Source organism: Pseudomonas sp. NFIX10 (genome assembly GCF_900111955.1).
Classification (GTDB): Bacteria; Pseudomonadota; Gammaproteobacteria; order Pseudomonadales; family Pseudomonadaceae; genus Aquipseudomonas; species Aquipseudomonas fluorescens_AA.
The window spans coordinates 154,321-178,057 of record NZ_FOKH01000007.1; the positions used below are offsets into that span (position 1 = coordinate 154,321).

At 61.4% G+C, this 23,737-nt stretch carries 21 protein-coding genes; 7 read left to right on the forward strand and 14 right to left on the reverse strand.

What is annotated here, in order from left to right; all coding sequences use genetic code 11:
- Positions 1–12: 12 nt before the first annotated feature.
- The 3 genes from BM321_RS09060 to plsB all read right to left on the reverse strand — a co-directional run bounded on the left by BM321_RS09060 (position 13) and on the right by plsB (position 3,561).
- Positions 13–408 carry a YbaY family lipoprotein gene (locus BM321_RS09060; RefSeq protein WP_092202229.1) on the reverse strand — a complete coding sequence of 132 codons (396 nt, stop codon included), beginning with the start codon at positions 406–408 and terminating at the stop codon, positions 13–15.
- Positions 409–503: 95 nt separating this feature from the next.
- Complete coding sequence (locus tag BM321_RS09065) at positions 504–875, reverse strand: hypothetical protein (RefSeq protein WP_092442259.1); 372 nt, start codon at positions 873–875, stop codon at positions 504–506.
- 187 nt (positions 876–1,062) lie between these two features.
- A complete protein-coding gene (gene plsB, locus BM321_RS09070; RefSeq protein ID WP_092442260.1) occupies positions 1,063–3,561 on the reverse strand; it encodes a glycerol-3-phosphate 1-O-acyltransferase PlsB in 2,499 nt (832 codons plus the stop codon).
- Between the two features lie 233 nt (positions 3,562–3,794).
- Between plsB and BM321_RS09075 the strand changes: the two genes are divergently transcribed.
- Positions 3,795–4,004 (forward strand): cold shock domain-containing protein, encoded by a 210-nt coding sequence (locus BM321_RS09075; RefSeq protein WP_092165825.1) that lies wholly within the window; start codon positions 3,795–3,797, stop codon positions 4,002–4,004.
- Between the two features lie 258 nt (positions 4,005–4,262).
- Here BM321_RS09075 and BM321_RS09080 read toward each other — a convergent pair whose 3' ends face one another.
- The 3 genes from BM321_RS09080 to dapE form a co-directional block, all read right to left on the reverse strand.
- Positions 4,263–4,640: a hypothetical protein gene (locus BM321_RS09080; protein WP_092442261.1), complete on the reverse strand. Its 378-nt coding sequence runs from the start codon at positions 4,638–4,640 to the stop codon at positions 4,263–4,265.
- A gap of 82 nt (positions 4,641–4,722) precedes the next feature.
- Entirely contained in the window at positions 4,723–5,532 is an 810-nt protein-coding gene (locus tag BM321_RS09085; protein WP_092442262.1) for a putative RNA methyltransferase, read from the reverse strand.
- On the reverse strand, positions 5,532–6,683 hold the full coding sequence (gene dapE, locus BM321_RS09090) for a succinyl-diaminopimelate desuccinylase (protein ID WP_092442263.1): 1,152 nt from the start codon (positions 6,681–6,683) through the stop codon (positions 5,532–5,534). The genes BM321_RS09085 and dapE overlap by 1 nt, the downstream gene beginning before the upstream one ends.
- A 300-nt stretch (positions 6,684–6,983) precedes the next feature.
- Here dapE and tcdA point away from each other — a divergent pair, with 300 nt between their 5' ends.
- Positions 6,984–7,802 (forward strand): tRNA cyclic N6-threonylcarbamoyladenosine(37) synthase TcdA, encoded by an 819-nt coding sequence (gene tcdA, locus BM321_RS09095; RefSeq protein WP_092442264.1) that lies wholly within the window; start codon positions 6,984–6,986, stop codon positions 7,800–7,802.
- A gap of 58 nt (positions 7,803–7,860) precedes the next feature.
- On the opposite strand, the gene BM321_RS09100 is transcribed toward tcdA, so the two are convergent.
- The 4 genes from BM321_RS09100 to BM321_RS09115 form a co-directional block, all read right to left on the reverse strand.
- A complete protein-coding gene (locus BM321_RS09100; protein WP_092442265.1) occupies positions 7,861–8,268 on the reverse strand; it encodes a SufE family protein in 408 nt (135 codons plus the stop codon).
- On the reverse strand, positions 8,265–9,470 hold the full coding sequence (locus BM321_RS09105) for an aminotransferase class V-fold PLP-dependent enzyme (RefSeq protein ID WP_092442266.1): 1,206 nt from the start codon (positions 9,468–9,470) through the stop codon (positions 8,265–8,267). Before BM321_RS09105 ends, BM321_RS09100 begins: the two co-directional genes overlap by 4 nt.
- Positions 9,471–9,643: 173 nt before the next feature.
- Positions 9,644–10,678: a 2,3,4,5-tetrahydropyridine-2,6-dicarboxylate N-succinyltransferase gene (gene dapD / locus BM321_RS09110; protein WP_092330690.1), complete on the reverse strand. Its 1,035-nt coding sequence runs from the start codon at positions 10,676–10,678 to the stop codon at positions 9,644–9,646.
- 32 nt (positions 10,679–10,710) lie between these two features.
- Positions 10,711–11,073 (reverse strand): ArsC family reductase, encoded by a 363-nt coding sequence (locus BM321_RS09115; protein WP_092330688.1) that lies wholly within the window; start codon positions 11,071–11,073, stop codon positions 10,711–10,713.
- Positions 11,074–11,251: 178 nt separating this feature from the next.
- Here BM321_RS09115 and BM321_RS09120 point away from each other — a divergent pair, with 178 nt between their 5' ends.
- Positions 11,252–12,604: a type III effector protein RopAA gene (locus BM321_RS09120; RefSeq protein WP_092442267.1), complete on the forward strand. Its 1,353-nt coding sequence runs from the start codon at positions 11,252–11,254 to the stop codon at positions 12,602–12,604.
- Positions 12,605–12,786: 182 nt separating this feature from the next.
- Positions 12,787–14,433 carry a Na+/H+ antiporter gene (locus BM321_RS09125; protein WP_092442268.1) on the forward strand — a complete coding sequence of 549 codons (1,647 nt, stop codon included), beginning with the start codon at positions 12,787–12,789 and terminating at the stop codon, positions 14,431–14,433.
- 249 nt (positions 14,434–14,682) lie between these two features.
- Here the strand turns inward: BM321_RS09125 and BM321_RS09130 are convergent, their stop codons facing one another.
- The gene (locus tag BM321_RS09130; protein WP_092442269.1) at positions 14,683–15,054 is read right to left on the reverse strand and encodes a helix-turn-helix domain-containing protein; all 372 of its coding nucleotides are present in this window, start codon (positions 15,052–15,054) and stop codon (positions 14,683–14,685) included.
- A 694-nt stretch (positions 15,055–15,748) separates the two neighbouring features.
- On the opposite strand from BM321_RS09130, the gene BM321_RS09135 reads away from it, so the two are divergent.
- A complete protein-coding gene (locus BM321_RS09135) occupies positions 15,749–16,111 on the forward strand; it encodes a DUF6124 family protein (RefSeq protein WP_092442270.1) in 363 nt (120 codons plus the stop codon).
- 307 nt (positions 16,112–16,418) lie between these two features.
- On the opposite strand, the gene dapC is transcribed toward BM321_RS09135, so the two are convergent.
- The 3 genes from dapC to map all read right to left on the reverse strand — a co-directional run bounded on the left by dapC (position 16,419) and on the right by map (position 21,292).
- Complete coding sequence (gene dapC, locus BM321_RS09140; RefSeq protein WP_092442271.1) at positions 16,419–17,618, reverse strand: succinyldiaminopimelate transaminase; 1,200 nt, start codon at positions 17,616–17,618, stop codon at positions 16,419–16,421.
- Between the two features lie 135 nt (positions 17,619–17,753).
- Entirely contained in the window at positions 17,754–20,456 is a 2,703-nt protein-coding gene (locus BM321_RS09145) for a [protein-PII] uridylyltransferase (protein ID WP_092442272.1), read from the reverse strand.
- 53 nt (positions 20,457–20,509) lie between these two features.
- Entirely contained in the window at positions 20,510–21,292 is a 783-nt protein-coding gene (gene map, locus BM321_RS09150) for a type I methionyl aminopeptidase (protein ID WP_053118843.1), read from the reverse strand.
- A 447-nt stretch (positions 21,293–21,739) separates the two neighbouring features.
- Between map and rpsB the strand changes: the two genes are divergently transcribed.
- Positions 21,740–22,477, forward strand: coding sequence for a 30S ribosomal protein S2 (gene rpsB / locus BM321_RS09155; protein ID WP_003198231.1), 738 nt, complete (start codon positions 21,740–21,742; stop codon positions 22,475–22,477).
- A 195-nt stretch (positions 22,478–22,672) separates the two neighbouring features.
- Positions 22,673–23,539 (forward strand): translation elongation factor Ts, encoded by an 867-nt coding sequence (gene tsf, locus BM321_RS09160; RefSeq protein ID WP_092202205.1) that lies wholly within the window; start codon positions 22,673–22,675, stop codon positions 23,537–23,539.
- The last annotated feature ends 198 nt before the right edge of the window (positions 23,540–23,737 follow it).

Here is a 23,737-nt window from a genome sequence, read left to right on the forward strand (position 1 = left end):
TGGAAAAAACAATCAGCGTGCGGCGTTGACGCGGATCTTCAACGGCTGCGGATCCTTGCCATCGAGTTGTACGGCGTGTTGTTCGGTGGTGATGAACATCAACTGGCCGTCCACTTCGATGCGGGCGCTCACGGCATAACGATGGCCGGGCTTGACCTGGGCGGGATCATAACTGAGGTGGAACGGCAGCGGGACCTGGCCTTTGATCGGGCCGCTCTGTTCATCGAGCACCACCGCAGGAGCGTCGGCCAGGGAAACGTCCTGCAGGCTAACGCTCAAGGTGGCGTTGGGCGGCAGGGCGATGCGTTGCAGATAGAAGACTTCGCCGTCGAGGGACGCAGGGGGTGGTGTTGTCGACTGGCAAGCGGCCAGCAAGGCCATGGATGCAAGGAGAGCGAGTTTCTTCATGGGGCAAGCACCTGGCTCGTTGACGCCAGCCACACACGGGCGTCAACGAGCATTTAGCGGATTTGCGTCCAAGCATCCCTGCGTAACGTCGCGGCTCAGGAACCGAACACGGGCGCTTGAACAGTTTCAGCCAGCGATGCTGGCGCCAGGCTCAGGGGGATGTCAACGTGTTGATTGCCGCCATCCCAGGTAAAGGCCTGTTCGGTATCAAGGAAAAGAGCGGTACCACCTTGGTACATCTGCACCTTTACCGAGAGTTTCTCGCCGACGCCCGCCATCTCGGAATTGATCTGGAAGCGATATTGCCAAGGCTGCTGGGGGGCCTCCGTTGAGGCCACGTTGGAGCTTTGGCCACCGCTGGTGCTGATCTGCGCACCGGCGGCATTTCGAACACTGATTTCGGCACGGCCGGCTTCCGGGAGTTGATAGCCTTCGGGCAAACGCAGGGTGAGGGTGATGATGTTCATGTTGAATTCCTTTTCAATACGTCGACATTGACGTGGGCTCATCCTAGAGGCCTGCTCCAAAGTTCTCTGTAGGTCTTTTCTTCGTTTGACGTCGCCTTGGCCGCTGCGCAGCGTCGGAGTACGCCTGTCGACTGACCGATCCACTCACCGGAACCGTTCCATGTCCGGGGTGAGTGATCGGGCAATGTCAAAGGTCTGGGCTGACGGCGATCTCCGCCGCATCTTCGCTGCGATGCAACGCCACCTGGCGAATCGACAGGCGAATCTCCGCCGGCAGCACCCGCTTGGCCGCGCCTTCGGCCAGTTCGCCCAGCAGTTCGTGGTAGCTGAGCTTGCCGGCCTCGTCGCGGCGCAGCACATCGAGGTCCAGCATCGTCTGGATGAAGTGGCGGAACAGGCTCTTGTCGAAGAATTCCGGTGCATTCAGGCCATGGAGGATCGACAGGCGCTGGGCCATGACGGTGCAGAGGTCTTCCAGTTCTTCGGCGCTGACGCTGTTCTGACCGCTGTTGAGCAGCAGCGAGACGGTCATGTAGAAGCGCTGCAAGGTCTGGGCGATGCTTTTGGACAGCAGGGTCAGCAGCACGAAGTGCCGTGAACTCGGCGCCGGACGCAGGTACAGGTCGTTTTCGAAACGCAGCAGGCCTTGTTCCACAAACGCGTCGAGCCATTGGTCGACCACGCCGTCCAGCTCTTCCAGCGACCAGCGAATGAACAACTCCGATTGCAGGTACGGGTACAGCGCATGGGTGTAGCGCAGGATCTGTTCGCGGCTCATGCGCGAGCTGCTCTGGAAGAAGCTCGCCAGCAACGCCGGCAGGGCGAAGATGTGCAGCACGTTGTTGCGGTAGTAGGTCATCAGCACCGCGTTCTGCTCGTCCAGGTACAGAATCTTGCCCAGGGCATCGCTCTGTTCCGACAGCAGGTCCATGCCCTTCACGTGTTCGATCAGCGCTTGGCCATCGCCTTCGGGCAGGGTGGTGTGGGGCGAGTACGGGACTTTGCGCAGCAACGTCAGGTACAGGTCGAGCACCCGCGCCATGGCGCGGTCGTCCAGGGCCAGGCGGCTGGTGGACAGCAGCGCCAGGGCGACAAGGTTGACCGGGTTGATGGCCGCGGCCTCGTTCAGGTGCCGGGCCACGCGTTCGCCGAGGCGATGGGTGGTTGCGTTGAGCCAGGCCGGCTTGAATTGCGGGCCCAGTTCCTGTTGGCGCCAACCGGGTTGTTCGCCGTCGAGGAATTCCGCCAGCTTGATCGGTTCGCCAAAGTTCACCGCCACCTGGCCGAAGCGCTGCTTGAGGGCGCCGATGACTTTGAAGATGTCGAAGATCGATTCTTTCTTCTTGCTGGCCCCACGCAGTTCGCCCAGGTAGGTGCGGCCTTCCAGCACCCGCTCATAACCGATGTAGACCGGCACGAACACGATGGGCATGCGCGAGGAGCGCAGGAAGCTGCGCAGGGTGATGGCGAGCATGCCGGTCTTGGGTTGCAGCATGCGCCCGGTGCGCGAGCGACCGCCCTCGACGAAGTACTCCACCGGGAAGCCTTTGGTGAACAGGGTGTGCAGGTATTCGTTGAACACCGCGGTGTAGAGCGGGTTGCCCTTGAAAGTGCGGCGCATGAAGAACGCCCCGCCTCGGCGCAACAGGCCGCCGATCACCGGCATATTGAGGTTGATGCCAGCGGCGATGTGCGGTGGCGTCAGGCCGTTGCGAAACAGCAGGTACGACAGCAGCAGATAGTCGATGTGGCTGCGGTGGCACGGTACGTAGATGACTTCGTGGCCCTGGGCGACGTTCTGCACGCCTTCGATGTGGTTGACCTTGATGCCGTCGTAGATCTTGTTCCAGAACCAGCTCAGCACCACTTCCAGGAAGCGGATCGCGGTGTAGGTGTAGTCCGAAGCGATCTCGTTGCCGTAGCGCAGGGCCTGGGCCTTGGCTTTTTCCGGGGAGATCTTTTCCCGCTCGGCTTCCTCGGCGATCGCCTGCTTGACCAGCGGCTGGTTCAACAGACCCTTGACCAGATTGCGGCGGTGGGAGATGTCGGGGCCGATGACCGCCGCTTTCAAGTTGCGGAAGTGCACCCGCAGGATCCGCTGGGCCATGCGCACGGTGCGTTCGTGGCCCTTGCCGTGTTCGATCAGTTCACGCAGGTGGATCGGTGCGGAGAATTGCACGCGGGTCTTGCGCCCCAGGATCATGATGCTCAACAGGCGGCGCAAGCGCCCGGTGACGGCCCAGCTGTCGGCGAACAATAGTTTCCATGGGCTGGACTCGCTGTCCGGCGACTGGCCCCAGAACACGCTGACCGGGATGATCTGGGCGTCTTCGGCGGCATTGTGGGTCAGGGCGTCGACCAGCCGCGTCAGGGTGGGGGGCGCGCCACGCTTATCCTGGCGGCCGAGCCAGTCCGGCGCGGGGGTCAGGTAGAAAAACGCCGCCGGCTCCAGCAGGTTACCCACCGAGACCGGCAGCACCGGACGGGGCAGGCCGGCCTTGGTGCATTCGGTGTCGAGGACCGCCAGGTCGGTGAGCGAAGGGTCTTGCAGGACGTAGAACACCGGACGACTGCGGTCGAGGTTGAGGGTAAAGGACGACTGGTTGATGGTCTCGGAGCGAACCCAGAGGTACAACAGTCGGCGCAGGGTGCCAAACACAAGACGGCGGAACGGGGAGCGGGTCATACGGCTTCTGCATGAGTGGATAAAACCGAGCGGCTGCTCGGGCACGCTAGTGTGCCGGATTCATCGAAAATCGGCAAAAAAGCGGCGAAGTAAAGTCAGTTGAGAGTTTTCCCGTGTGTCATATACTCGGCAGTTACCGCCCCGGCCTCCCATGGACGGCCAGACAGTGGTGAAAGTGCGTACGGCTTTCCATCGAAAAGTCGACTTATAAGATAAAAATGGGAGTGAGCATCATGGCAGCACGGGAAACCGGCAGTGTGAAGTGGTTCAACGACGCCAAGGGTTACGGCTTTATCCAACGCGAAGGCGGGGTGGATGTGTTTGTGCATTACCGCGCCATCCGCGGTGAAGGCCACCGTTCCCTGACCGAAGGCCAGCAGGTCGAGTACGCGGTCGTGGAAGGGCAGAAAGGCCTGCAGGCTGAGGATGTGGTGGGGTTGTAAGCTGGCTACACAAAACCCCTTGTGGGAGCGAGCTTGCTCGCGATAGCGGTGTGTCAGTCACTTCTAATCTGGCTGATCTACCGCTATCGCGAGCAAGCTCGCTCCCACAGTTGTGAATGGGGTGTTCACATATTTCGTGCCCGCCATACATCGCTCTGTGGGAGCGAGCTTGCTCGCGATGACGGCGGTACATTCAACATCATCGTTTCAGGCAGACCGTCATTGCGGGTTAGCTCGCTCCCATATTGGCTTTTCGCCTCAGGCCGTTTTCCAGGTAATCTCTTCTTCCCCATCGGTGCTGATGCGAATCCAGCGGTCCGCCGATTCTTCCCCTTCTTCCTCCACCCATGACCCAGGCGCGCAGCGCACTTCGACGTTCAATGCGGCGAAGGCGGCGCGGGCGCAGGCGATGTCGTCTTCCCACGGGGTCTGGTCGCTTTCCAGGTACAGGCTGTTCCATTTGCCCACGGCCTTGGGCAGCCAGGTCACTGGAATGCTGCCGGCCTTGCACTTGTAGGTCTGGCCTTTCTGGACCCAGTCGCTGCACGGGCCCAGGGCCTGGCCGAGCCAGGCGGCGATGGCCTTGTGGTCGACGTCGGCGTCTTTGAGGTAAATCTCGATATCGGGTTGGCGCATGGATGTCCTCGCTGCGGTCTTGAAAAATCCATTCGCGGATTTAACGGGCCCCGAGCGGTTGCCCGGGACCGGAATCAAAAGGTTATTGAAGAACGAAATAATCGTAGCGCATCGACACCGTGACCTCGAATGGCTCGGCCTGCTCGATCACGCTGGCGCGGCGTTCGGCGCTGGCGCGCCAACCGTGGGGCGTCATGGCCAGCAGGTTGGCGCGATCCTGGCCGTTGTCGAGGGTCAGCTTGAATTCGAGGGTTTCGCTGTGATCCAGCGCCATGCCCGACGGCACCAGGGCCAGGTGCTTGTCGTCGGTGTAGGCGCGCACTTCGTCGTACAGGCGCTCGCGCAACTCCATCAGGTGTCCGGCGGTGGGGCCGACCTTCATCAGGCCGCCGCCGGGGCTGAGCAGGCGTTTGGCCTCTTGCCAGTCCAGTGGGCTGAACACGCTCGCCAGGAACTGGCAGCAGCCGTCCGCCAACGGTACCCGGGCCATGCTGGCGATCAACCAGGTCAGTTGCGGGTTGCGTTTGCAGGCGCGCTTGACCGCCTCGCGGGAAATGTCCAGGGCATAGCCATCGGCATGGGGCAACGCCTCGGCGATCTGCGCGGTGTAGTAACCCTCGCCGCAGCCGATGTCCAGCCAGCGCCCGGGCGCGCGCTCGGCGGCCAGTTCCGCCAGGCGCCGGGCAACCGGGGCGTAGTGCCCGGCGTTGAGAAAGTCGCGGCGGGCTTCGACCATCGCCTGGTTGTCACCGGGGTCGCGGCTGTTCTTGTGCTGCACCGGCAGCAGGTTCAGGTAACCCTGCCGCGCGCGGTCGAAGCGGTGGCCGGCCGGGCACACCACGCCGTTGTCCACCGCATTCAGTGGTTCACTGCAGATCGGGCAGGCGAGCATCAGGCGAGCAACTTGATCAGCGTCTTGTAGTAGATCTCGGTCAGCACGTCGAGATCGGCAGCCAGCACGCGCTCGTTGACCTGGTGGATGGTCGCGTTGACCGGCCCGAGTTCCACCACTTGCGTGCCCATGGTGGCGATGAAGCGACCGTCGGACGTGCCGCCGCTGGTGGACGCCTGGGTCTCGCGCCCGGTGACATCCCGGATGCTCGACGACACCGCATCGAGCAACGCGCCCGGTTCGGTGAGGAACGGCAGGCCGGACAAGGCCCAGTCGATGTGCCAGTCCAATTGATGCTTGTCGAGGATGTCGGCGACGCGCTGTTGCAGGCCTTCGACGGTGGACTCGGTGGAGAAGCGGAAGTTGAAGACCGCTTCCAGGTCTCCGGGGATCACGTTGGTCGCGCCGGTGCCGGAATTGAGGTTGGAGATCTGGAAACTGGTCGGCGGGAAGAAGTCGTTGCCGTGGTCCCAGTGCTCGGCGGCCAATTCGGCCAAGGCGGGCGCGGCCAGGTGGATCGGGTTCTTCGCCAGGTGTGGATAAGCCACGTGGCCTTGCTTGCCGCGCACGGTCAGTTTTGCGCCGAGGGAGCCGCGCCGACCGTTCTTGACCACATCGCCCACCAAGGTAGTGCTCGACGGCTCGCCGACGATGCACCAGTCCAGTCGTTCCTGACGGGCCTTGAGGCGTTCGACCACGGCTTTGGTGCCGTGGTGGGCCGGGCCTTCTTCATCGCTGGTGATCAGGAAGGTCAGCGAACCCTTGTGGTCCGGGTAGTCGGCGACGAACCGTTCGGCCGCCACGACCATCGCCGCCAGGCTGCCCTTCATGTCCGCCGCACCGCGCCCACAGAGCATGCCTTCTTCATCGATGACCGCATCGAACGGGTCGAGCTGCCAGGCCTTGACCGGACCGGTCGGCACCACATCGGTGTGCCCGGCGAAACACAGCACCGGGCCGTCATGCTTGCCATGGCTGGCCCAGAAGTTATCCACATCCTCGATGCGCATCGGCTCGAGCGTGAAGCCCGCGTTGCCCAGGCGCTGCATCATCAGTTTCTGGCAATCGGCATCCACCGGCGTCACGGACGGACGGCGGATCAGGTCGCAGGCGAGTTGCAGGGTCGGCGAGAGGTCGGCGTGGGCCGTCATGGAAACTCCGGGAATATAGTGTGAACGCAAGGCTTGTGCAGGCGCGGGCTGGCTCGCGCAAAATGGCGGTTATCTTATAGCAAAACGACCGTCATTGGCCCAAGTATGCCGACGGTGTGTGACACAGAACCTGTGGGAGCGAGCTTGCTCGCGATGGCGGTGGATCAGTCGATACTCTATTGACTGGACTGACGCCATCGCGAGCAAGCTCGCTCCCACAAGGGAAATGGTGAGATTCATTTTGCGACCCGCTCGAATTGCCACGGCAAAGCCCTATAATGCGCGCCGGTTTTTGGGGTAATGGTCATGAGTACAGAAGATCCACGGTTTGCCGGTATCGCCCGTTTGTATGGCATTGAGGGCCTGGAACGCCTGCGGGCGGCCCATGTGGCGATCGTTGGCGTCGGTGGCGTCGGTTCCTGGGCGGCGGAAGCCATCGCCCGTTGCGGCGTGGGCGAGATTTCGCTGTTCGACCTTGACGATGTCTGCGTCAGCAACGCCAACCGCCAGTTGCACGCCCTGGACAGCACCGTCGGCAAACCCAAGGTCGACGTGATGGCCGAACGGCTGCGGGGGATCAACCCCGACTGCATGGTGCACGCGGTGGCGGACTTCGTCACCCGCGACACCATGGCCGAATACATCACGCCGAACATCGACTGCGTGATCGACTGCATCGACAGCGTCAACGCCAAGGCGGCGCTGATCGCCTGGTGCAAGCGCCGCAAGATCCAGATCATCACCACCGGCGGCGCGGGCGGGCAGATTGACCCGACGCTGATCCAGGTCTGCGACCTCAACCGTACGTTCAACGATCCACTGGCCTCCAAGGTGCGCTCCACCTTGCGCCGCGACTACGGTTTTTCCCGCACGGTGACCCGCCACTACAGCGTGCCCTGCGTGTTCTCCACCGAACAACTGCGCTACCCGAAGCCGGACGGCAGCATTTGCCTGCAGAAGAGTTTTGTCGGCGACGGCGTCAAGCTCGACTGCGCCGGTGGGTTTGGTGCGGTGATGATGGTCACGGCGACGTTTGGCATGGTCGCGGCGACCAAGGCTGTGGATAAGATCGTGGCGGGTGTGCGGCGACCGGCGGACAGGGTCAAGCCTCAGACCTGAGGGGGAAGCCGAACGCGGAGCGTCCGTAGAGGCATTCCCACGCAGAGCATGGGAACGATCATTGGCGCGCCAGTTCACGCATCCGCTGCAACACCGCATTCAAGCCATTGCTACGCGACGGCGACAGCTGCCGCGACAATCCCAGCTGGTTGAACCAATCCGGTAGGTCCACCTGCTGCAGCTCGTCAGCGGACAACCCGTTGACCCGCGCCAGCAGCAACGCCACCAACCCACGGATCAACCGCGCATCGCTACTGGCGCAAAACTGCCAGTGCCCGTCGTGCAAGCGACCCACCAACCACACCTGGCTTTCACAGCCGTGGACAAGGTTGGCCTCGCACTTGTCCTCGTCGCTCAGGGGCGGCAGACGTTCGCCCCATTGCATCAGCAATCGGGCCCGTTGCTCCCAGCCTGATGCGTCCCGGAAGATCTGCAGCGCCGTGGCGGCATCGGCTGGCAGGTTCATCGCAACATCTCCAAGGCGTAGTCGAGGGCTTCGAAGAACCGCTCGATGTCGGCGGAATCGTTGTACAACGCCAGCGACACGCGGATCGCCCCGGACAGCTTCAAATGCTTGAACAGCGGCATCGCGCAATGATGCCCGGCGCGCACGGCAATGCCTTGCTCGGTCAGCAGGTGCGCCAGGTCGGCGTTGTGGATGCCGTCGACCACGAAACTGACCAGGGCCAGGCGCGGGTTGCCCAGCAGGCGAATGCCGTTGCGGGCCAGCAGGCCATGGAGCAGGTAGTCATGCAGCGCCGCCTCATGGTCGATGAGCGCTTGCGGATCGAGGGCGGACAGGTAGTCCAGGGTCGCGCCCAAGCCGATCACGCTGGCAATCGGCGGCGTACCGGCTTCGAAGCCCAGCGGCGCCGGACGGAAGGTGGCGCTGTGGTAATCGGCCTGCTGCACCATTTCGCCACCGAACTGCCAATGGCGCAGCTTACCGAGGGCTTCGGTACGGCCGAACAGCACGCCCAGCCCGTCGGGGCCATAGAGTTTGTGGCTGGAAAACACGTAAAAGTCGCAGCCCAGCGCTTCCACGTCGTGGCGGCCATGGACCACGCCCTGGGCGCCGTCGATCACTGTCAGCGCGCCGTGGGCCTTGGACAGTGCCAGCAGCGCCGGCACGGGCTGCCAGGTGCCCAGCACGTTGGATAACTGGCTCACCGCCAGCAAGCGCGTACGGGGGCCGATCAGTTCGGCGGCGGCGCCAGGATCGATCACGCCGTCGGCATCCAGTGGCAACACCACCAGGGTCAACGAGCGGCGCTCGGCCAGTTGCTGCCACGGCAACAGGTTGGCGTGGTGTTCCAGGGCGCTGATGACGATCTCATCGCCCGGGTTGAATAAATGTTCCAGCCCGTAGGCCAGCAGATTCAGCGCCGAAGTGGCGCCGTGGGTGAGGACCACCTGCCCGCAGTTTCCGGCATTGAGCCATTGCGAAGCCTTGAGGCGGCTGTCCTCGAACGCCTGGGTGGCATGGGCGCCCGGCAAATGTTGCGCACGGTGCACGTTGGCCGCGCCGTTGGTGTAGTAATGCGTCAGGGCATCCAATAGGGCTTGGGGTTTTTGCGTGGTGGCGGCGTTGTCCAGGTAGATCTGGCCTTGCCGTTGCAGGGCGGCGATGGCCGGGAAATCGGCACGCCAGGGGGATTGGATCAACATGCTTTCGGGCCCTGCTGGAGTTACGCCGGACCTTGTGGGAGCGGGCTTTATTGTGGGAACCGAGCTTGCTCGCGATGGCAGCGACACGGTTTAACTGCAAGACCGCGTCATCGTTCATCGCGAGCAAGCTCGGCTCCCACAAGGGCTCGCCCCCACAGGTGGTGGTGTGAAGCTTAGTTGTGGGCGTGCAGTGCTTCGTTCAGCTCGATGGCCGACTTATGCGTCTTGCATTCCACCGCGCCGGTCTCGGAATTGCGGCGGAACAACAGGTCGGGTTGGCCAGCCAGGTCGCGGGCCTTGACCACTTTCACCAGTTGGTTGTTTTCGTCCAGCAGGGCGACTTTGGTGCCGGCGGTCACGTACAGGCCCGACTCCACGGTGTTGCGGTCGCCCAACGGAATGCCGATGCCGGCGTTGGCGCCGATCAGGCAGCCTTCGCCCACCTTGATCACGATGTTGCCGCCGCCCGACAGGGTGCCCATGGTCGAGCAGCCGCCGCCCAGGTCCGAACCCTTGCCGACGAACACGCCCGCCGAGACACGGCCTTCGATCATGCCCGGGCCTTCGGTGCCGGCGTTGAAGTTGACGAAACCTTCGTGCATGACCGTGGTGCCTTCGCCCACATAGGCGCCCAGACGGATCCGCGCGGCATCGGCGATACGTACGCCGGCCGGGACCACGTAGTCGGTCATTTTCGGGAACTTGTCCACCGAGAACACTTCCAGCAGTTCGCCACGCAGGCGGGCTTCGAGCTGGTGCTCGGCCAGTTCGGCCAGGTCGATCGCACCCTGGCTGGTCCAGGCCACGTTCGGCAGCAGAGGGAAAATGCCGGCCAGGTTCAGGCCGTGGGGCTTGACCAGGCGATGGGACAACAGGTGCAGTTTGAGGTAGGCCTCAGGGGTGGAGCTCAGTTGGGCATCTTCGGCCAGCAGGGTGGCGACCAGCGGCTTGTGGCTTTCAGCCAGGCGGGTCAGCAGGGCAGCTTGTGCGGCATCGACGCCCTTGAGGGCCTCAGCCAGTTGCGAGGCCTGGGCGGTGGTGAAGGTGATGGCCTGGTTGCCCTCGCTGTAGCCAAGGATCGGCGCGATAGCCGCGACGATCTCAGCCGACGGCTTGAGCAGCGGCTGTGCGTAGAACACTTCCAGCCAGGCGCCTTGACGGTTTTGGGTGCCGACGCCGAAGGCCAGGCTGAACAGGGTAGTGGACATGAAATTACCTCTACAAAATGGACTGGGCAGGCTTACTTGATCTCTGCCGCATAAATATCTGGCTTGAAGCCAATCAGGGTTCGGTCACCGAGATCGAGCACCGGGCGCTTGATCATCGAGGGTTGAGCGAGCATCAGTTCGATGGCTTTCGTCTGGTCGAGATCGGCTTTGCGTTCGTCGTCGAGTTTGCGAAAGGTCGTACCGGCACGGTTCAACACCACTTGCCAGCCATGCTCGTTGCACCATTGGGTCAGGTGTTCACGGTCGATGCCGGCGGTCTTGTAGTCGTGAAAGTCGTAGTGCACAGCGTGATCATCGAGCCAGGTACGCGCTTTTTTCATCGTATCGCAGGCTTTGATGCCGAAAAGCCGTAAGTGCTTGTTTTCCTTGGGCATGAATGCTCCCCCCCAAAACGTTCCCGGTATCGTCCTGAAAATCAGCGGACGATTATGCCACGTCGTTTCTTTCAGTGCCTTGACTGTCGCGACGGATCGGACGAGACGGAACCGATACGAAAGAGGTGACCACACAGCACAAGTAAACCCACCACTTGTACGCACAAGAGACCCTCCCATGAATTCCATCTCTCTGACACCGTCCCATCCACCGGCGTATCAAACTGAAGAAACACCCCCGCCCCATTCAACGACATTGACCATCGGGACCGCTGCATCTGTCCCGATCGGCCCTGTCACGGCTGAACAGGACCTGGCAAATCGGACGGGTGCAATCAAGGCCCAGCTCACCCGGGTATTCGAGCCGCATATGAACGGTGCCAATCGCCAGGCCTTCGAAGCACTGATCGACGATCGTTCGCGTACCTTGGCCAATGACGGGGAAACCGCGGAAAGCGTCGACGCGGTACTGGCCAAAGGCGCGCGGCTGGATCGCGCGTCCCAGGGCACTGTTGGATTCCTTCGTTCGGTTCCCTTCGGCGCGGCGTCCATCGCGCTGGACTTCGCCCCGGCGCTGACCGGCAATGGCTCGATTACCGCTCCATTGGCGCTGTCGTCGATTTCCGGCCTGGTCAGCAGCGCCGCCGACACGGTCGGCAATGGCCTGATCAAGCGTGCTACTAGCAACACCCAGTGGCTGGTTGCCGAAAGTGCCGATCTGGAGCCGGTCATGCGGGAACCCGCCCGGGCGGTGAAGCCGAGCCTGATGACCCGCGCTATCGAAGGCAGCCTGACTTTCCAGACCTTCACCGCGCGAAACGTGTTGCGCACGGTCATCCAGCCCGTCGTGACGATGGCCGTCGATGCGCAAACGGGCAGCAGGGTGGACTCTGTGATAGCTGCCGTCGGTTCTCCGATTTCAGGCATGGCCGCCTATGACCTGCAACATTCCATCGATAAAGCCCAACACCGGGTTGGCCCGGAATACCTGTTAGGGCGTCAAGACTGGCATCAGCGTTACAAGGACCTCAAGAATTATGGCGTAGGGAGGGCTGCGGTGGGCATTGCGAAGCGGGTCGGCAAACTGCCGCTGGACGTGATGCGCGATGGCAGCAAATCGCTGCAAGACTTGGTTACGCCGACTGGCTTGGTCAGTGGTCTCGGAGCGTTGGCCGGCGGTATTACGGCGATCGGCATGGCCCAGACCGCCGCTGTCAACGCCGCCAGGCGCGCCGGGATTTCGCCTGCGGGTGTTGCGGCGATTGGCAAGGCGACGGTTACGGCGACGATGGCCCCGGTGGTCGCCGCCTGGGTGACAACGGGAGTAGTGACCCAGCCGTTGGCGGACGAGGCTAGCGCCGCGCTGGACAGGCTATTAGGCGATTCCGCTCATCCGGATGAGCTGCAGGGAATGTTGCCCTTGGCCGAAATATCGGCGGCCGAACAGATCGAAGATCGCGACAATGAGGGTGACGGCGTCGATGTTGTCTCGGGCCGCTCGACCCTCAATGCCGCTGAGCGAGCTGTTTAGCTTCGGATAGTCGCCGGTCGCTCCTGCCGCGTGGAGGTTAGGAGCGGCCAAGGCGACTGCGCATTGACGCCGTTGAGGTGCGACCAATGTGCAACGGCAGCGGTTCACCTTGGCGGTTAATATGGCACTTCAACCGGCCAACTGTTGCCGCAGATGTGTATGGCTGTCATTGGAAGTTCGTTATGCAAAGCGCTTATACCGTCCTGATCCTGTTGATGCTGGTAGGCGTGTCGCGCCTGATCGGACGGTTGATCCCGCTGCCGTTGCCGCTGGTGCAGATCGGCGCCGGTGCTGTGCTGGCCTGGCCGTCCCTGGGCCTGCACGTGGCCCTCGATCCTGAGTTGTTCCTGTTTCTGTTCCTGCCACCGCTGCTGTTCTCCGACGGTTGGCGCATGCCCAAACGCGAATTGTGGCGCCTGCGCGGGCCGATCCTGACGCTGGCGGTGGGGCTGGTGTTGTTCACGGTGGTGGGCGCCGGTTATTTCATTCATTGGCTGCTGCCAAGTATCCCGTTGCCGGTGGCCTTCGCCCTGGCAGCGGTGTTGTCGCCGACCGACGCGGTGGCGGTGTCGGCGATTGCCCGCGACCGTCTGCCCGCGCCGTTGATGCACATGCTCCAGGGCGAGGCGCTGATGAACGATGCGTCGGGTCTGGTGACGTTCAAGTTCGCCCTGGCGGCGGCTATCACCGGGGTCTTTTCCCTGGCCAGCGCGAGCCTGACGTTCGTATTGGTGGCGGTCGGCGGCCTGCTGGTCGGCGTGGCCCTGAGTTGGCTGATGGGCCGGCTGCGGGCGTGGATGATTGCCCAGGGCTGGGACGATCCGGCCACCCATGTGGTGTTCATGTTGCTGCTGCCGTTTGCCGCCTATGTGCTGGCTGAGCGCTTGGGCGCCTCGGGCATTCTCTCGGCAGTGGCGGCGGGGATGATGCAGAGCTGGCTCGACCTGCTGCCGCGCCAGACCGGCACGCGGCTGCTCAATCGCAGTGTCTGGTCGCTGTTGGAGTTCGCCTTCAACGGGTTGATCTTCCTGCTGCTGGGCTTGCAACTGCCGGACATCATCAAGGCGGTGACCCACCTCGAGACCACGCTCTGGCCGACGTTGTTCTACCGTTGCCTGGATGTAGTGGCGATTTTCCTGGTGCTGCTGGTACTGCGGTTTGTCTGGGTGCAAAGCATCTGGCGCCTGTCCGGGCTGCTGCGACGCTGGCGTGGCCAGGGCGAACTGACCCCGATGCCGACCGCACGTTCTTGTTGGTTGCTGACTTTCGGTGGCGTGCGCGGCGCAGTGACACTGGCGGGCGTGCTATCGGTGCCGATGCTGTTGGACGCGGGCGAGGCGTTTCCCGAGCGGGACCTGCTGATCTTCATCGCCGCCGGGGTGATTCTGCTGTCGCTGATCGCGGCGTGCATCGCCTTGCCGTTGCTGCTGCGGGGCATCGAAAAGAGCCCTGATGACAAACGTCGCAACGAAGTCCGCGAGGCCTGGCGCAAAACCGCTGAAGCGGCGATCCATGCGCTGGAAGTGGAAGAACCGACCGAGGCGGGCAGTCCGCCGGATGCGGCCCAAGCGGCGTTGGCGGCCGAGGTCAAGGCGCGGCTGATGTCCGAGTATCGCCACCAGCTCGACGTGTTCAACGACTCCGCCGAGGCCCAGGCGCTGGCGTTCGAAATGGACCTGCTGGAGCGCCGGCTGCGCTTGAAGGCTTTTCGGGCGCAGCGGCTGGAATTGTATCGCCTCAGCCGTCATCACCAGATCGGCGATGATGTGCTGCGTGAGGTGCTGGGGGAGTTGGATCTGGCGGAGGCGAATTTGGGGTTGGGGAAATAATATCGGCCTCATCGCCCGAAGAGTCTGGGGTCGACCACAAACTCTATGGACATACCTTGCGATGGGTAAAGTCAAATACGAATGGTGGGCGATCCTGTGCTGCTACAAGCTGTAACGCCCAGGAACCGATTTCTCAAGCCGATGTGCTTTACGAACTCACCCAGGCCGACCTCTGGTATGTCTTTCTCTTCGGTTGAGGTCATTTCTTGTCCTTGCTGGTTTGAAAAAGCTCGGCGGGCCGGGCCAGTATCAGGCAACTTTTACTGGCTTTATCAGGCTTTCTGCTGGGATGCCGAACATATCGTGAAGCTTCCAGATCATGGGTAGAGTTAACGAGCGTTTACGGTTGAGCACCTCGTATACGCGGTTCGTTTTTCCGATAGCGGGAGCCAGATCGGCCGCGGTGAGTCCGGATTGCTCCATGCGAAACTTGATGGCTTCAATTGGGTCGGGCAGATCCACCGGGAAGTGCTTGGTTTCGTAGGCCTCGATCAGGGTGACCATGACTTCAAAAGCATCGCCTTCCGGGGTGCCAGGTTCAGGCTCATTCTCGAACAGAGGAGAAATCTCTTTGAGAGCTACCCGGTATTCGTCATCGGTGCGGATTGGGCGAATGTTCATGGTAATTACTCCATTTCCACGGTGTTTGCGTCGATCTCAAAGTCTAGAGGGATGGAGTTTGCGGTTTCATTGGAACACTACACATCCTTAACCTCATAAAAAGCAAAACCGCCCGAAGGCGGCTTCAATCGACACGCAGCTGAGGTTGCTTTGCCCCGTCTGCGTGGCTGGGTCAACCCGGAGAGGAACCCAGACTCCTGCCAGCGTTCACTGGTGACGGGGGCGATCATGGCTACTGGTATCAGCGAATTCAAGCGAGCTTGATTCTTGAAACAGGGCTGCATGAGTTTTGTTGAGGTGTTAAACCCGTAAAATCAAGGGCTTGCTTTGATGAGGTGCGTTTTATTTCTTTTCTTGTCTGAGCAAGCGCTTGTGGTCTGTCAGACGCACCGAAGTTTCCGACAAGTTTTTAAGGTTGTCCGTCGGACGCGAGGGCTCTAGCCTTTGGGTGTCGCTGCCAATTCAGCGACCGGACGTGAGAATCCGAATACCCACTATGCGCATAAGCGCCCGCCATATAAAGTGCAGGCGCGTTTCGTCCATACATCATGTTATGGCGGCTGTGCGCGGGCATGTTTCGACATGGCCGGGTATTTAGTGGGTGTTTGACCCGGATTCTCACCCCGCGTACGGCTGCCACTCTCTAGTCCGTGAGAAGGCTTTGTGGCGGCTCCAACACCCAAGGAGCATCCAAATGATCAAAGAAACTCCAAACCCACCAAAACCAGCCTCCACTTTTCCCTACGGCGACTATGCACCCGAAAAGCTGCAAGAGGCAGCCGACCGTGTGTTGGATCAATATCTCAAGCCTGATGACGACAGCAAGTCAGAACCCAAACCCTCAGTACAGCTATTCACTGTGGCTGACGGTATCGACACGGAAGTATTGCTGGCCAACCTCAGCGAAACCCTGGCGTCTGCCAATGCAATGCTCAACGACCTTGCCTTCGATCAGGATGGCTCGCGACGGCATGTCGCATTGGGAGTGGCCCAGATGATTGAGTTGGGGATGTTGTTGGCGAACAAGTGCCTGGATCGGGTAGAGCTTCGGACTTGATGTCATAAGTGCCGACCTCATCGCGAGCAAGCTTTGCTCCCACAGGATCCGGGTATCGATCACAGGTTGTGTGAGCCACACAAGTCCACTGTGGGAGCAAAGCTTGCTCGCGATAAATCGAAAGGCAAACACAAAAATACCTGTGAAGCACTGGACCTGTGGCGAGGGGATTTATCCCCGCTGGGCTGCGCAGCAGCCCTAAAGCAGTGAACTCAATCTTCCTGGCACACCGAGTTGGCTGGTTTGGGGGCCGCTTCGCAGCCCAGCGGGGATAAATCCCCTCGCCACAACAGCCCAGATACAGTCATTAAACCCGACGCTGGATGAACGCGCGGATCCGCTCCGCCGCTTCCACGCATTCGGCCAATGGCGCAACCAGGGCCATGCGCACGCGCCCGGCGCCCGGGTTGACGCCATCCACATCGCGGGACAGGTAGGAGCCCGGCACCACGGTCACGTGTTCCTGTTCGAACAGGTCGCGACAGAACGCTGCATCATCGCCGGCCACGTTCGGCCAGAGGTAGAAGCTGCCGTCGGGGCGTTGCACGTCCAGCACCGGGCTGAGGATTTCCAGCACCGCGTCGAACTTCTCCCGGTATAGCGCGCGGTTGGCCCGTACGTGCACTTCGTCGTTCCACGCGGCGATGCTCGCCAGTTGGGTCTGAACCGGCATCGCGCAGCCGTGATAGGTGCGGTACAGCAGGAAACCCTTGAGGATGTCCGCGTCGCCAGCGACGAAACCGGAGCGCAGGCCGGGCAGGTTGGAGCGCTTGGACAGGCTGTGGAACACCACGCAGCGCTTGAAATCCTTTCGCCCCAGTTCGACGCAGGCACTGAGCAGCCCTGGCGGCGGGGTCTGTTCGTCGAAGTACAGTTCGCTGTAGCACTCGTCCGCCGCGATCACGAAGTCATACTCATCGGCCAGGGCGATGAGTTTTTTCAGCACGTCCACCGGGATCAATGCGCCGGTCGGGTTGCCCGGGGAACACAGGAACAGGATCTGGCAGCGTTTCCAGATGTCCGGCGAGACAGCATCGAAATCCGGGTTGAAACCATTCGCGTCCAGGCACGGCAGGTAGTGCGGCTTGGCCCCGGCCAGGAACGCCGCGCCTTCGTAGATCTGGTAGAACGGGTTCGGGCTGACCACCAGGGCATCGTCGCCCCGGTTGACCACGGTCTGGGTGAAGGCGAACAAGGCTTCACGGGTGCCATTGACCGGCAGCACATGGCGCGCCGGGTCCAGCCAGCCGTTCGGCACGTTGAAGCGACGCTCGCACCAGCCGGTGATGGCTTCACGCAGTTCCGGGATGCCGAGGGTGGTCGGGTACACGGCCATTTTTTCCAGATTACTGGCCAGCGCTTCAGCCACGAAGCTGGGCGAGCGATGCTTGGGCTCGCCGATGGACAATGCGATGGGGCGTTTGTCGGGGTTGGGCGTGACGCTGCCGAGCAGGGCGCGGAGCTTTTCGAACGGGTAGGGCTGCAACTGGTTCAAAGCGTTGTTCATCGAGGGCCTCGTCAATGTGGGCGCGGTCCTTGTGGGAGCGAGCTTGCTCGCGATGGCGGTGTGTCAGCAGCATCAATGCTGGGTGTTCCGCCGCTATCGCGAGCAAGCTCGCTCCCACAGAGGGGGATTGTTCGTTCAGATGCTGATGCGTGTCAGGTGAGCATCGGGTTCCTGGTTGACGCTCAGGTGCCGGACGATGGCCTCCTGCAGGCGGCTGCACAGTTGCGGATCGGACAGCGGCTGGTTGTGAGCGTCGGTGATGAAAAACACGTCTTCTACCCGTTCGCCGAGGGTGGCGATCTTGGCGTTTTGCAGCGACAGATCGAACTCCAGGAAAATATGGCCGATCCGCGCCAGCAGGCCCGGGCGGTCCGGGGCGCTGAGTTCCAGCACAGTGACCTGGCGCTGGGCGTCGTTGTGGATCGTCACCTGGGGCGCAAACGCAAAATGCTTGAGTTGGCGCGGCACCCGGCGCTGGATGATGGTCGGGTAGTCCGCCGGGTTGCGCAGGGCTTCGGTGAGGCCGTCGCGAATCTGCTTGACCCGCGCCGGGTTGTCGCCAATCGAGTCGCCGTCGGTGTCGAGCACGATGTAGGTGTCGAGGGTGAACTGGCTGCTGGAGGTAATGACCCGGGCGTCATGGATGTTGAGGTTGAGCTGGTCCATCGCCGCCACGGTCACGGCGAAGAAGTCGTGCTGGTCCGGGGCGTAGATGAAGATCTGTGTGCCGCCCTCGAACTCGCGCTGGGTGGTTTCCTTGATCAGCACCAGCGGCCCGCCATCGGCCGGTTGCTGCAGGATCGCATCGCTGTGCCAGGCCACGTCGCCGGCGGTGTGGCGCAGGAAATAGTCATCGCCCAATTGCGACCAGAGCTGCTCGACATCGTCCGGATCGGTGCCGCCGCGTACCAGGATGTCCAGGGCCGCGCTTTGGGTGCGACGGATCTGTTCTTCGCGGTCCACCGGGTTTTCCAGGCCACGGCGCAAGGCCCGCTTGGTCTCGGTGTAGAGCTGGCGCAACAGGCTGGCGCGCCAGGAATTCCACAGGCTCGGGTTAGTGGCGTTGATGTCGGCCACGGTCAGCACGTAGAGGTAATCCAGGCGCGTTTCATCGCCGACGATCTGGGCGAAGTCGTGGATCACCTGCGGGTCGGACAAGTCCTTGCGCTGGGCGGTGGTGGACATCACCAGGTGGTTCTGCACCAGCCAGACGATCAGCCGGCTGTCCCACAGGGGCAGTTGATGGCGCTGGCAGAACGCCTCGGCATCCACCGCGCCGATTTCGGAGTGGTCACCGTGGCGGCCCTTGCCAATGTCGTGGTACAGCCCGGCCATGTAGATCAGCTCGGGCTTGGGCAACTTGCCCATGAGCTTGCTGGCCAGCGGGAATTTCTCTGACACCTGGGTGTATTGCAACTTACGCAGGTGCTTGATCAGGTTCAGGGTGTGGGCATCGACCGTATAGATGTGGAACAGGTCGTGTTGCATCTGTCCGACGATGAAACCGAACTCCGGCAGATAGCGCCCGAGGATCCCGTAGCGGTTCATCCGGCGCAGGTTGCGGTGCACGCCGATCCTGCACTTGAACAGCTCGATGAACAGGCTGGTGTTGCGGATGTCGTGGCGGAAATCTTCATCGATCAGATGACGGTTTTCCCGCAGCAGGCGGATGGTGTCGGCGCGTACGCCCTTGATTTCCGGCTGTTGGGCCATGAGTACGAAGATCTCGAGCATGGCGAAGGGCGTGCGGCGGAACACGTTGGCGTTGCGCGCTTCGATGTAGCCGTCGTGCAATTGGAAGCGTGAGTTGATCGGCTGCGGCGGCTCTTCGTCCTCGGGGGCGAGGATGACTTCCTCGAAGTGCTGGATGATCAGTTCGCTGAGCTGGGCGATGCTCATCACCACGCGGTAGTACTGCTGCATGAAGTTTTCGATGGACTGCTTGGCATCCTGTCCTTCGAAACCCAACAGGCCGGCGATGGAGCGTTGGTGATCGAACAGCAGGCGGTCCTCGGAGCGTCCGGCGAGCATGTGCAGGGCGTAGCGGACCTTCCACAGGAATTCCTGGGACGAGGCCAGCAAGGCGTTTTCGCTTTCCACCAGGAAACCTTCGCCGGCCAGGGCGCGCAGGTTCAGCGTGCCGTACTGGCGACGGGCGACCCACAGGATCGTCTGGATGTCCCGCAGCCCGCCGGGCGAGCCCTTGACGTTGGGTTCCAGGTTGTATTCGGTGTCGTTGTACTTGTGGTGACGGGCCTTCTGCTCGGCGTGCTTGGCCAGGAAGAAGTCTTTGCTCGGCCACATGTGCGCCGTGCTGGTGACATCGAGCATGCGCTGGCGCAGGCGCTCGGGGCCGGCGATGGTGCGGCTTTCCATCAGGTTGGTGATCACCGTCAGGTCGGCGCGGGCCTCCTCGGCGCATTCCTGCACCGAGCGCACGCTCTGGCCGACTTCCAGGCCGATGTCCCACAGCAGCGTCAGGAAACGCTCGATGGAATCGCGGAAAACCTCATGGTCGGCGCTGTCCAGCAGGATCAGCAGGTCGATGTCGGAGTAAGGGTGCAGCTCGCCGCGCCCATAGCCGCCCACCGCCACCAGGGCGATGTCGGCGTCTTCGCTCCAATCGAACTGCTCCCAGGCCTTTTGCAGGATGTTATCGACGAACCAGGCGCGGTCCTCGATCAGCCGGCGAATGTCCCGGCCATTGCGAAAGCGCTGGTCGAGCACTTCGTGGGCCTGGCGGATCGCCTTCTTGAACGCCGAGATGGGGCTTGCCTTCAGGGCCAGTTCAGCCTGGAACTGGCCGCGGTCGAAGAGTTCTGGATCCACCTGCGGCATTGAATGGCTTTCCTTTCTATCTATATCTATCGGATCTGTAGGCTGGGTTCGGATCAGGCGGAAACGCGCGCGATGGTGTCATCGCTACGCAGGGTGAAGATTTCATAGCCGGTCTCAGTGACCAACAGAGTGTGTTCCCACTGGGCCGACAGCTTGCGGTCCTTGGTGATGGCGGTCCAGCCGTCGCCCAGCACCTTGGTGTCGGCGCGGCCCTGGTTGATCATCGGCTCGATGGTGAAGGTCATGCCCGCCTGCAGCTCCATGCCGGTGCCGGCACGGCCGTAGTGCAGGATCTGCGGTTCTTCGTGGAACACCTTGCCGATGCCGTGGCCGCAGAACTCGCGCACCACCGAAAAGCCGTTCTTCTGCGCGTGCTTCTGGATCACTTCGCCGATGTCTCCCAGGCGGCAGCCCGGTTTCACCAGTTCGATGGCCATGTACATGCATTCCTGGGTCACCTTGGACAGGCGCTGGGCCCACTCCGGCACGTTGCCGACATGGAACATGCGGCTGGTGTCACCGTGATAGCCGTCCTTGATGACGGTGACGTCGATGTTCAGGGTGTCACCATCCTTCAACGGTTTTTCGTTGGGGATGCCGTGGCAGACCACGTGGTTGATCGAGGTACAGATCGACTTCGGGAAGCCTTTATAGTTGAGCGGGGCCGGGATGGCCTTCTGCTCGTTGACGATGTAGTCGTGGCAGATGCGGTCCAGCTCTTCGGTGGTCACGCCCGGCTTGACGTAGTCGGCGATCATCTCCAGCACTTCGGCGGCGAGTTTGCCGGCGACACGCATTTTGGCGATGTCCTCGGGTGTCTTGAGGGTAACGGTCATACAGGCTCTCTCTGCGCCCGACGGCGCTGTTCAAAACGAAATGGGCGGCGGATGATGACCAGCGCGGCCCTGAAAACGCGATTCTAACAGACGATCAGTACAATGAGCTCTCCAGGCTGGAACTCTGTGGTGAGGGGATTTATCCCCGTTGGGCTGCGCAGCAGCCCCAAATCAGGCCGCGTGGTGTATCGCGTCGATTGAATCGCCTGGTATGGGGCCGCTATGCGCCCCAGCGGGGATAAATCCCCTCGCCACAAGAGGATTTCAGAATCCGTGTTCCGTTTTCGCCCTTGCTGTGGTATAAAATGCGCCGCTTTCCGGGGATGACCCCGTAAGCTTAAATCCACACACGTGTCGACACGATGACCTGGGTGCCTTCGGTTTATATAGCCGCTGGTTGGTCATTGGGATACGTGGAGGCCAAACCCGACTTATCAAGGAACTATCATGTCCCAAGTCAACATGCGCGATATGCTGAAGGCCGGTGTGCACTTCGGTCACCAGACCCGTTACTGGAACCCGAAAATGGGCAAGTACATTTTCGGCGCGCGTAACAAGATCCACATCATCAACCTTGAAAAAACCCTGCCGATGTTCAACGAAGCACTGACCTTCGTAGAGCGCCTGGCCCAGGGCAAAAACAAGATTCTGTTCGTCGGCACCAAGCGTTCCGCTGGCAAGATCGTTGCCGAAGAAGCGGCACGTTGCGGTTCGCCGTACGTCGATCACCGCTGGTTGGGCGGCATGCTGACCAACTTCAAGACCATTCGCGCTTCCATCAAGCGTCTGCGTGACCTTGAAGTCCAGTCCGAAGACGGTACTTTCGCCAAGCTGACCAAGAAAGAAGCGCTGATGCGCACTCGCGATCTTGAGAAGCTGGACCGCTCCCTGGGCGGTATCAAGGACATGGGCGGTCTGCCTGACGCACTGTTCGTGATCGACGTTGACCACGAGCGCATCGCGATCACCGAAGCCAACAAGCTGGGTATCCCGGTCATCGGCGTTGTCGATACCAACAGCAGCCCGGAAGGCGTTGACTACATCATCCCAGGCAACGATGACGCCATCCGCGCCATCCAGCTGTACATGGGTTCGATGGCTGACGCTGTGATCCGTGGTCGCAACAACGTGAATGGCGGCACCGAAGTCTTCGCTGAAGAAGCTCCGGCAGCAGCCGCTGAGTAATTGACGCCCCTGGCGTTGACTCAGTAAGCAAAAAGGGGGCTTGGCCCCCTTTTTGCCACCTCGAAAACCATTTGCCGCCAGCGCAGTGACCTGTTTGTAACCTGCCGCGGCCTATAAGCAATGGTTTTCCAGGAAGAATTGAACGCCCGTTCGGTCGGGTGGAATGGTTGAAAACCTATCCAAGAGGATTTTGAAATGGCAGAGATTACTGCAGCGTTGGTCAAAGAACTGCGCGAGCGTACCGGCGAAGGCATGATGGACTGCAAGAAGGCCTTGACCAAGGCTGGCGGCGACATCGAGAAAGCCATTGATGACATGCGTGCTTCGGGCGCCATCAAGGCCGCCAAGAAAGCCGGCAACGTCGCCGCTGAAGGCGCCATCGCCATCAAGGACGACGGCAAGGCCGCCGTTCTGCTGGAAGTCAACTCCCAGACCGACTTCCTGGCTCTGCAGGATGACTTCAAGGCATTCGTCGCTGCCAGCGTCGAGAAAGCCTTCGCTGACAAACTGACCGACGCAGCCCCGCTGATCGAAGCCCAGGAAGAAGCACGCCTGGTCCTGGTCGGCAAGACTGGCGAGAACGTCAACATCCGTCGCCTGGTTCGCGTTGAAGGTGACGTGGTCGGTACCTACCTGCACGGCAACAAGATCGGTGTTGCGGTTGTCCTGAAGGGCGGCGACACCGAGCTGGCGAAAGACATCGCCATGCACGTGGCTGCTACCAACCCTGAGTTCCTGCTGCCTTCGGACGTTTCGGCTGAAGCGATCGAGCGCGAGAAGGGCGTCTTCCTGCAGTTGAACGAAGAGAAGCTCAAAGGCAAGCCTGCTGAAATCGCAGAAAAAATGGTCAGCGGCCGTATCTCCAAGTTCCTGGCCGAAGCCAGCCTGGTTGAGCAGGCTTTCGTCAAGAATCCGGAAGTCAAGGTCGGCGACCTGGCGAAGAAAGCCGGTGCTGAAATCGTTTCGTTCACCTACTTCAAAGTAGGCGAAGGCATCGAGAAGCCGGTTGATGACTTCGCTGCTGAAGTTGCTGCCCAGGTAGCTGCTGCCAGCAAGCAATAAGACGGTTTTCATAACTGTCGCCCTGAAGAGGCTGCCCGCTTAACGCGCGCAGCCTCTTTTCGGATGGGGATGCCGATTTTTATTGGTTTCCTGTCGGAACTGGCTTACAAAGCCGTGTTCCGATGGCGCTGTGTCAGCGTCAAGCTAGAGTGAACGCAGGCTGCAAACAGCTTGCAAAGAATTTTTGAACACATACGC

What these genes read in the sequence shown, in the direction of transcription:
- BM321_RS09060 (WP_092202229.1), bottom strand. Translation starts at nt 408, where the DNA reads ATGAAGAAACTCGCTCTCCTTGCATCCATGGCCTTGCTGGCCGCTTGC.
- BM321_RS09065 (WP_092442259.1), bottom strand. Translation starts at nt 875, where the DNA reads ATGAACATCATCACCCTCACCCTGCGTTTGCCCGAAGGCTATCAACTC.
- plsB (WP_092442260.1), bottom strand. Translation starts at nt 3,561, where the DNA reads ATGACCCGCTCCCCGTTCCGCCGTCTTGTGTTTGGCACCCTGCGCCGA.
- BM321_RS09075 (WP_092165825.1), top strand. Translation starts at nt 3,795, where the DNA reads ATGGCAGCACGGGAAACCGGCAGTGTGAAGTGGTTCAACGACGCCAAG.
- BM321_RS09080 (WP_092442261.1), bottom strand. Translation starts at nt 4,640, where the DNA reads ATGCGCCAACCCGATATCGAGATTTACCTCAAAGACGCCGACGTCGAC.
- BM321_RS09085 (WP_092442262.1), bottom strand. Translation starts at nt 5,532, where the DNA reads ATGCTCGCCTGCCCGATCTGCAGTGAACCACTGAATGCGGTGGACAAC.
- dapE (WP_092442263.1), bottom strand. Translation starts at nt 6,683, where the DNA reads ATGACGGCCCACGCCGACCTCTCGCCGACCCTGCAACTCGCCTGCGAC.
- tcdA (WP_092442264.1), top strand. Translation starts at nt 6,984, where the DNA reads ATGGTCATGAGTACAGAAGATCCACGGTTTGCCGGTATCGCCCGTTTG.
- BM321_RS09100 (WP_092442265.1), bottom strand. Translation starts at nt 8,268, where the DNA reads ATGAACCTGCCAGCCGATGCCGCCACGGCGCTGCAGATCTTCCGGGAC.
- BM321_RS09105 (WP_092442266.1), bottom strand. Translation starts at nt 9,470, where the DNA reads ATGTTGATCCAATCCCCCTGGCGTGCCGATTTCCCGGCCATCGCCGCC.
- dapD (WP_092330690.1), bottom strand. Translation starts at nt 10,678, where the DNA reads ATGTCCACTACCCTGTTCAGCCTGGCCTTCGGCGTCGGCACCCAAAAC.
- BM321_RS09115 (WP_092330688.1), bottom strand. Translation starts at nt 11,073, where the DNA reads ATGCCCAAGGAAAACAAGCACTTACGGCTTTTCGGCATCAAAGCCTGC.
- BM321_RS09120 (WP_092442267.1), top strand. Translation starts at nt 11,252, where the DNA reads ATGAATTCCATCTCTCTGACACCGTCCCATCCACCGGCGTATCAAACT.
- BM321_RS09125 (WP_092442268.1), top strand. Translation starts at nt 12,787, where the DNA reads ATGCAAAGCGCTTATACCGTCCTGATCCTGTTGATGCTGGTAGGCGTG.
- BM321_RS09130 (WP_092442269.1), bottom strand. Translation starts at nt 15,054, where the DNA reads ATGAACATTCGCCCAATCCGCACCGATGACGAATACCGGGTAGCTCTC.
- BM321_RS09135 (WP_092442270.1), top strand. Translation starts at nt 15,749, where the DNA reads ATGATCAAAGAAACTCCAAACCCACCAAAACCAGCCTCCACTTTTCCC.
- dapC (WP_092442271.1), bottom strand. Translation starts at nt 17,618, where the DNA reads ATGAACAACGCTTTGAACCAGTTGCAGCCCTACCCGTTCGAAAAGCTC.
- BM321_RS09145 (WP_092442272.1), bottom strand. Translation starts at nt 20,456, where the DNA reads ATGCCGCAGGTGGATCCAGAACTCTTCGACCGCGGCCAGTTCCAGGCT.
- map (WP_053118843.1), bottom strand. Translation starts at nt 21,292, where the DNA reads ATGACCGTTACCCTCAAGACACCCGAGGACATCGCCAAAATGCGTGTC.
- rpsB (WP_003198231.1), top strand. Translation starts at nt 21,740, where the DNA reads ATGTCCCAAGTCAACATGCGCGATATGCTGAAGGCCGGTGTGCACTTC.
- tsf (WP_092202205.1), top strand. Translation starts at nt 22,673, where the DNA reads ATGGCAGAGATTACTGCAGCGTTGGTCAAAGAACTGCGCGAGCGTACC.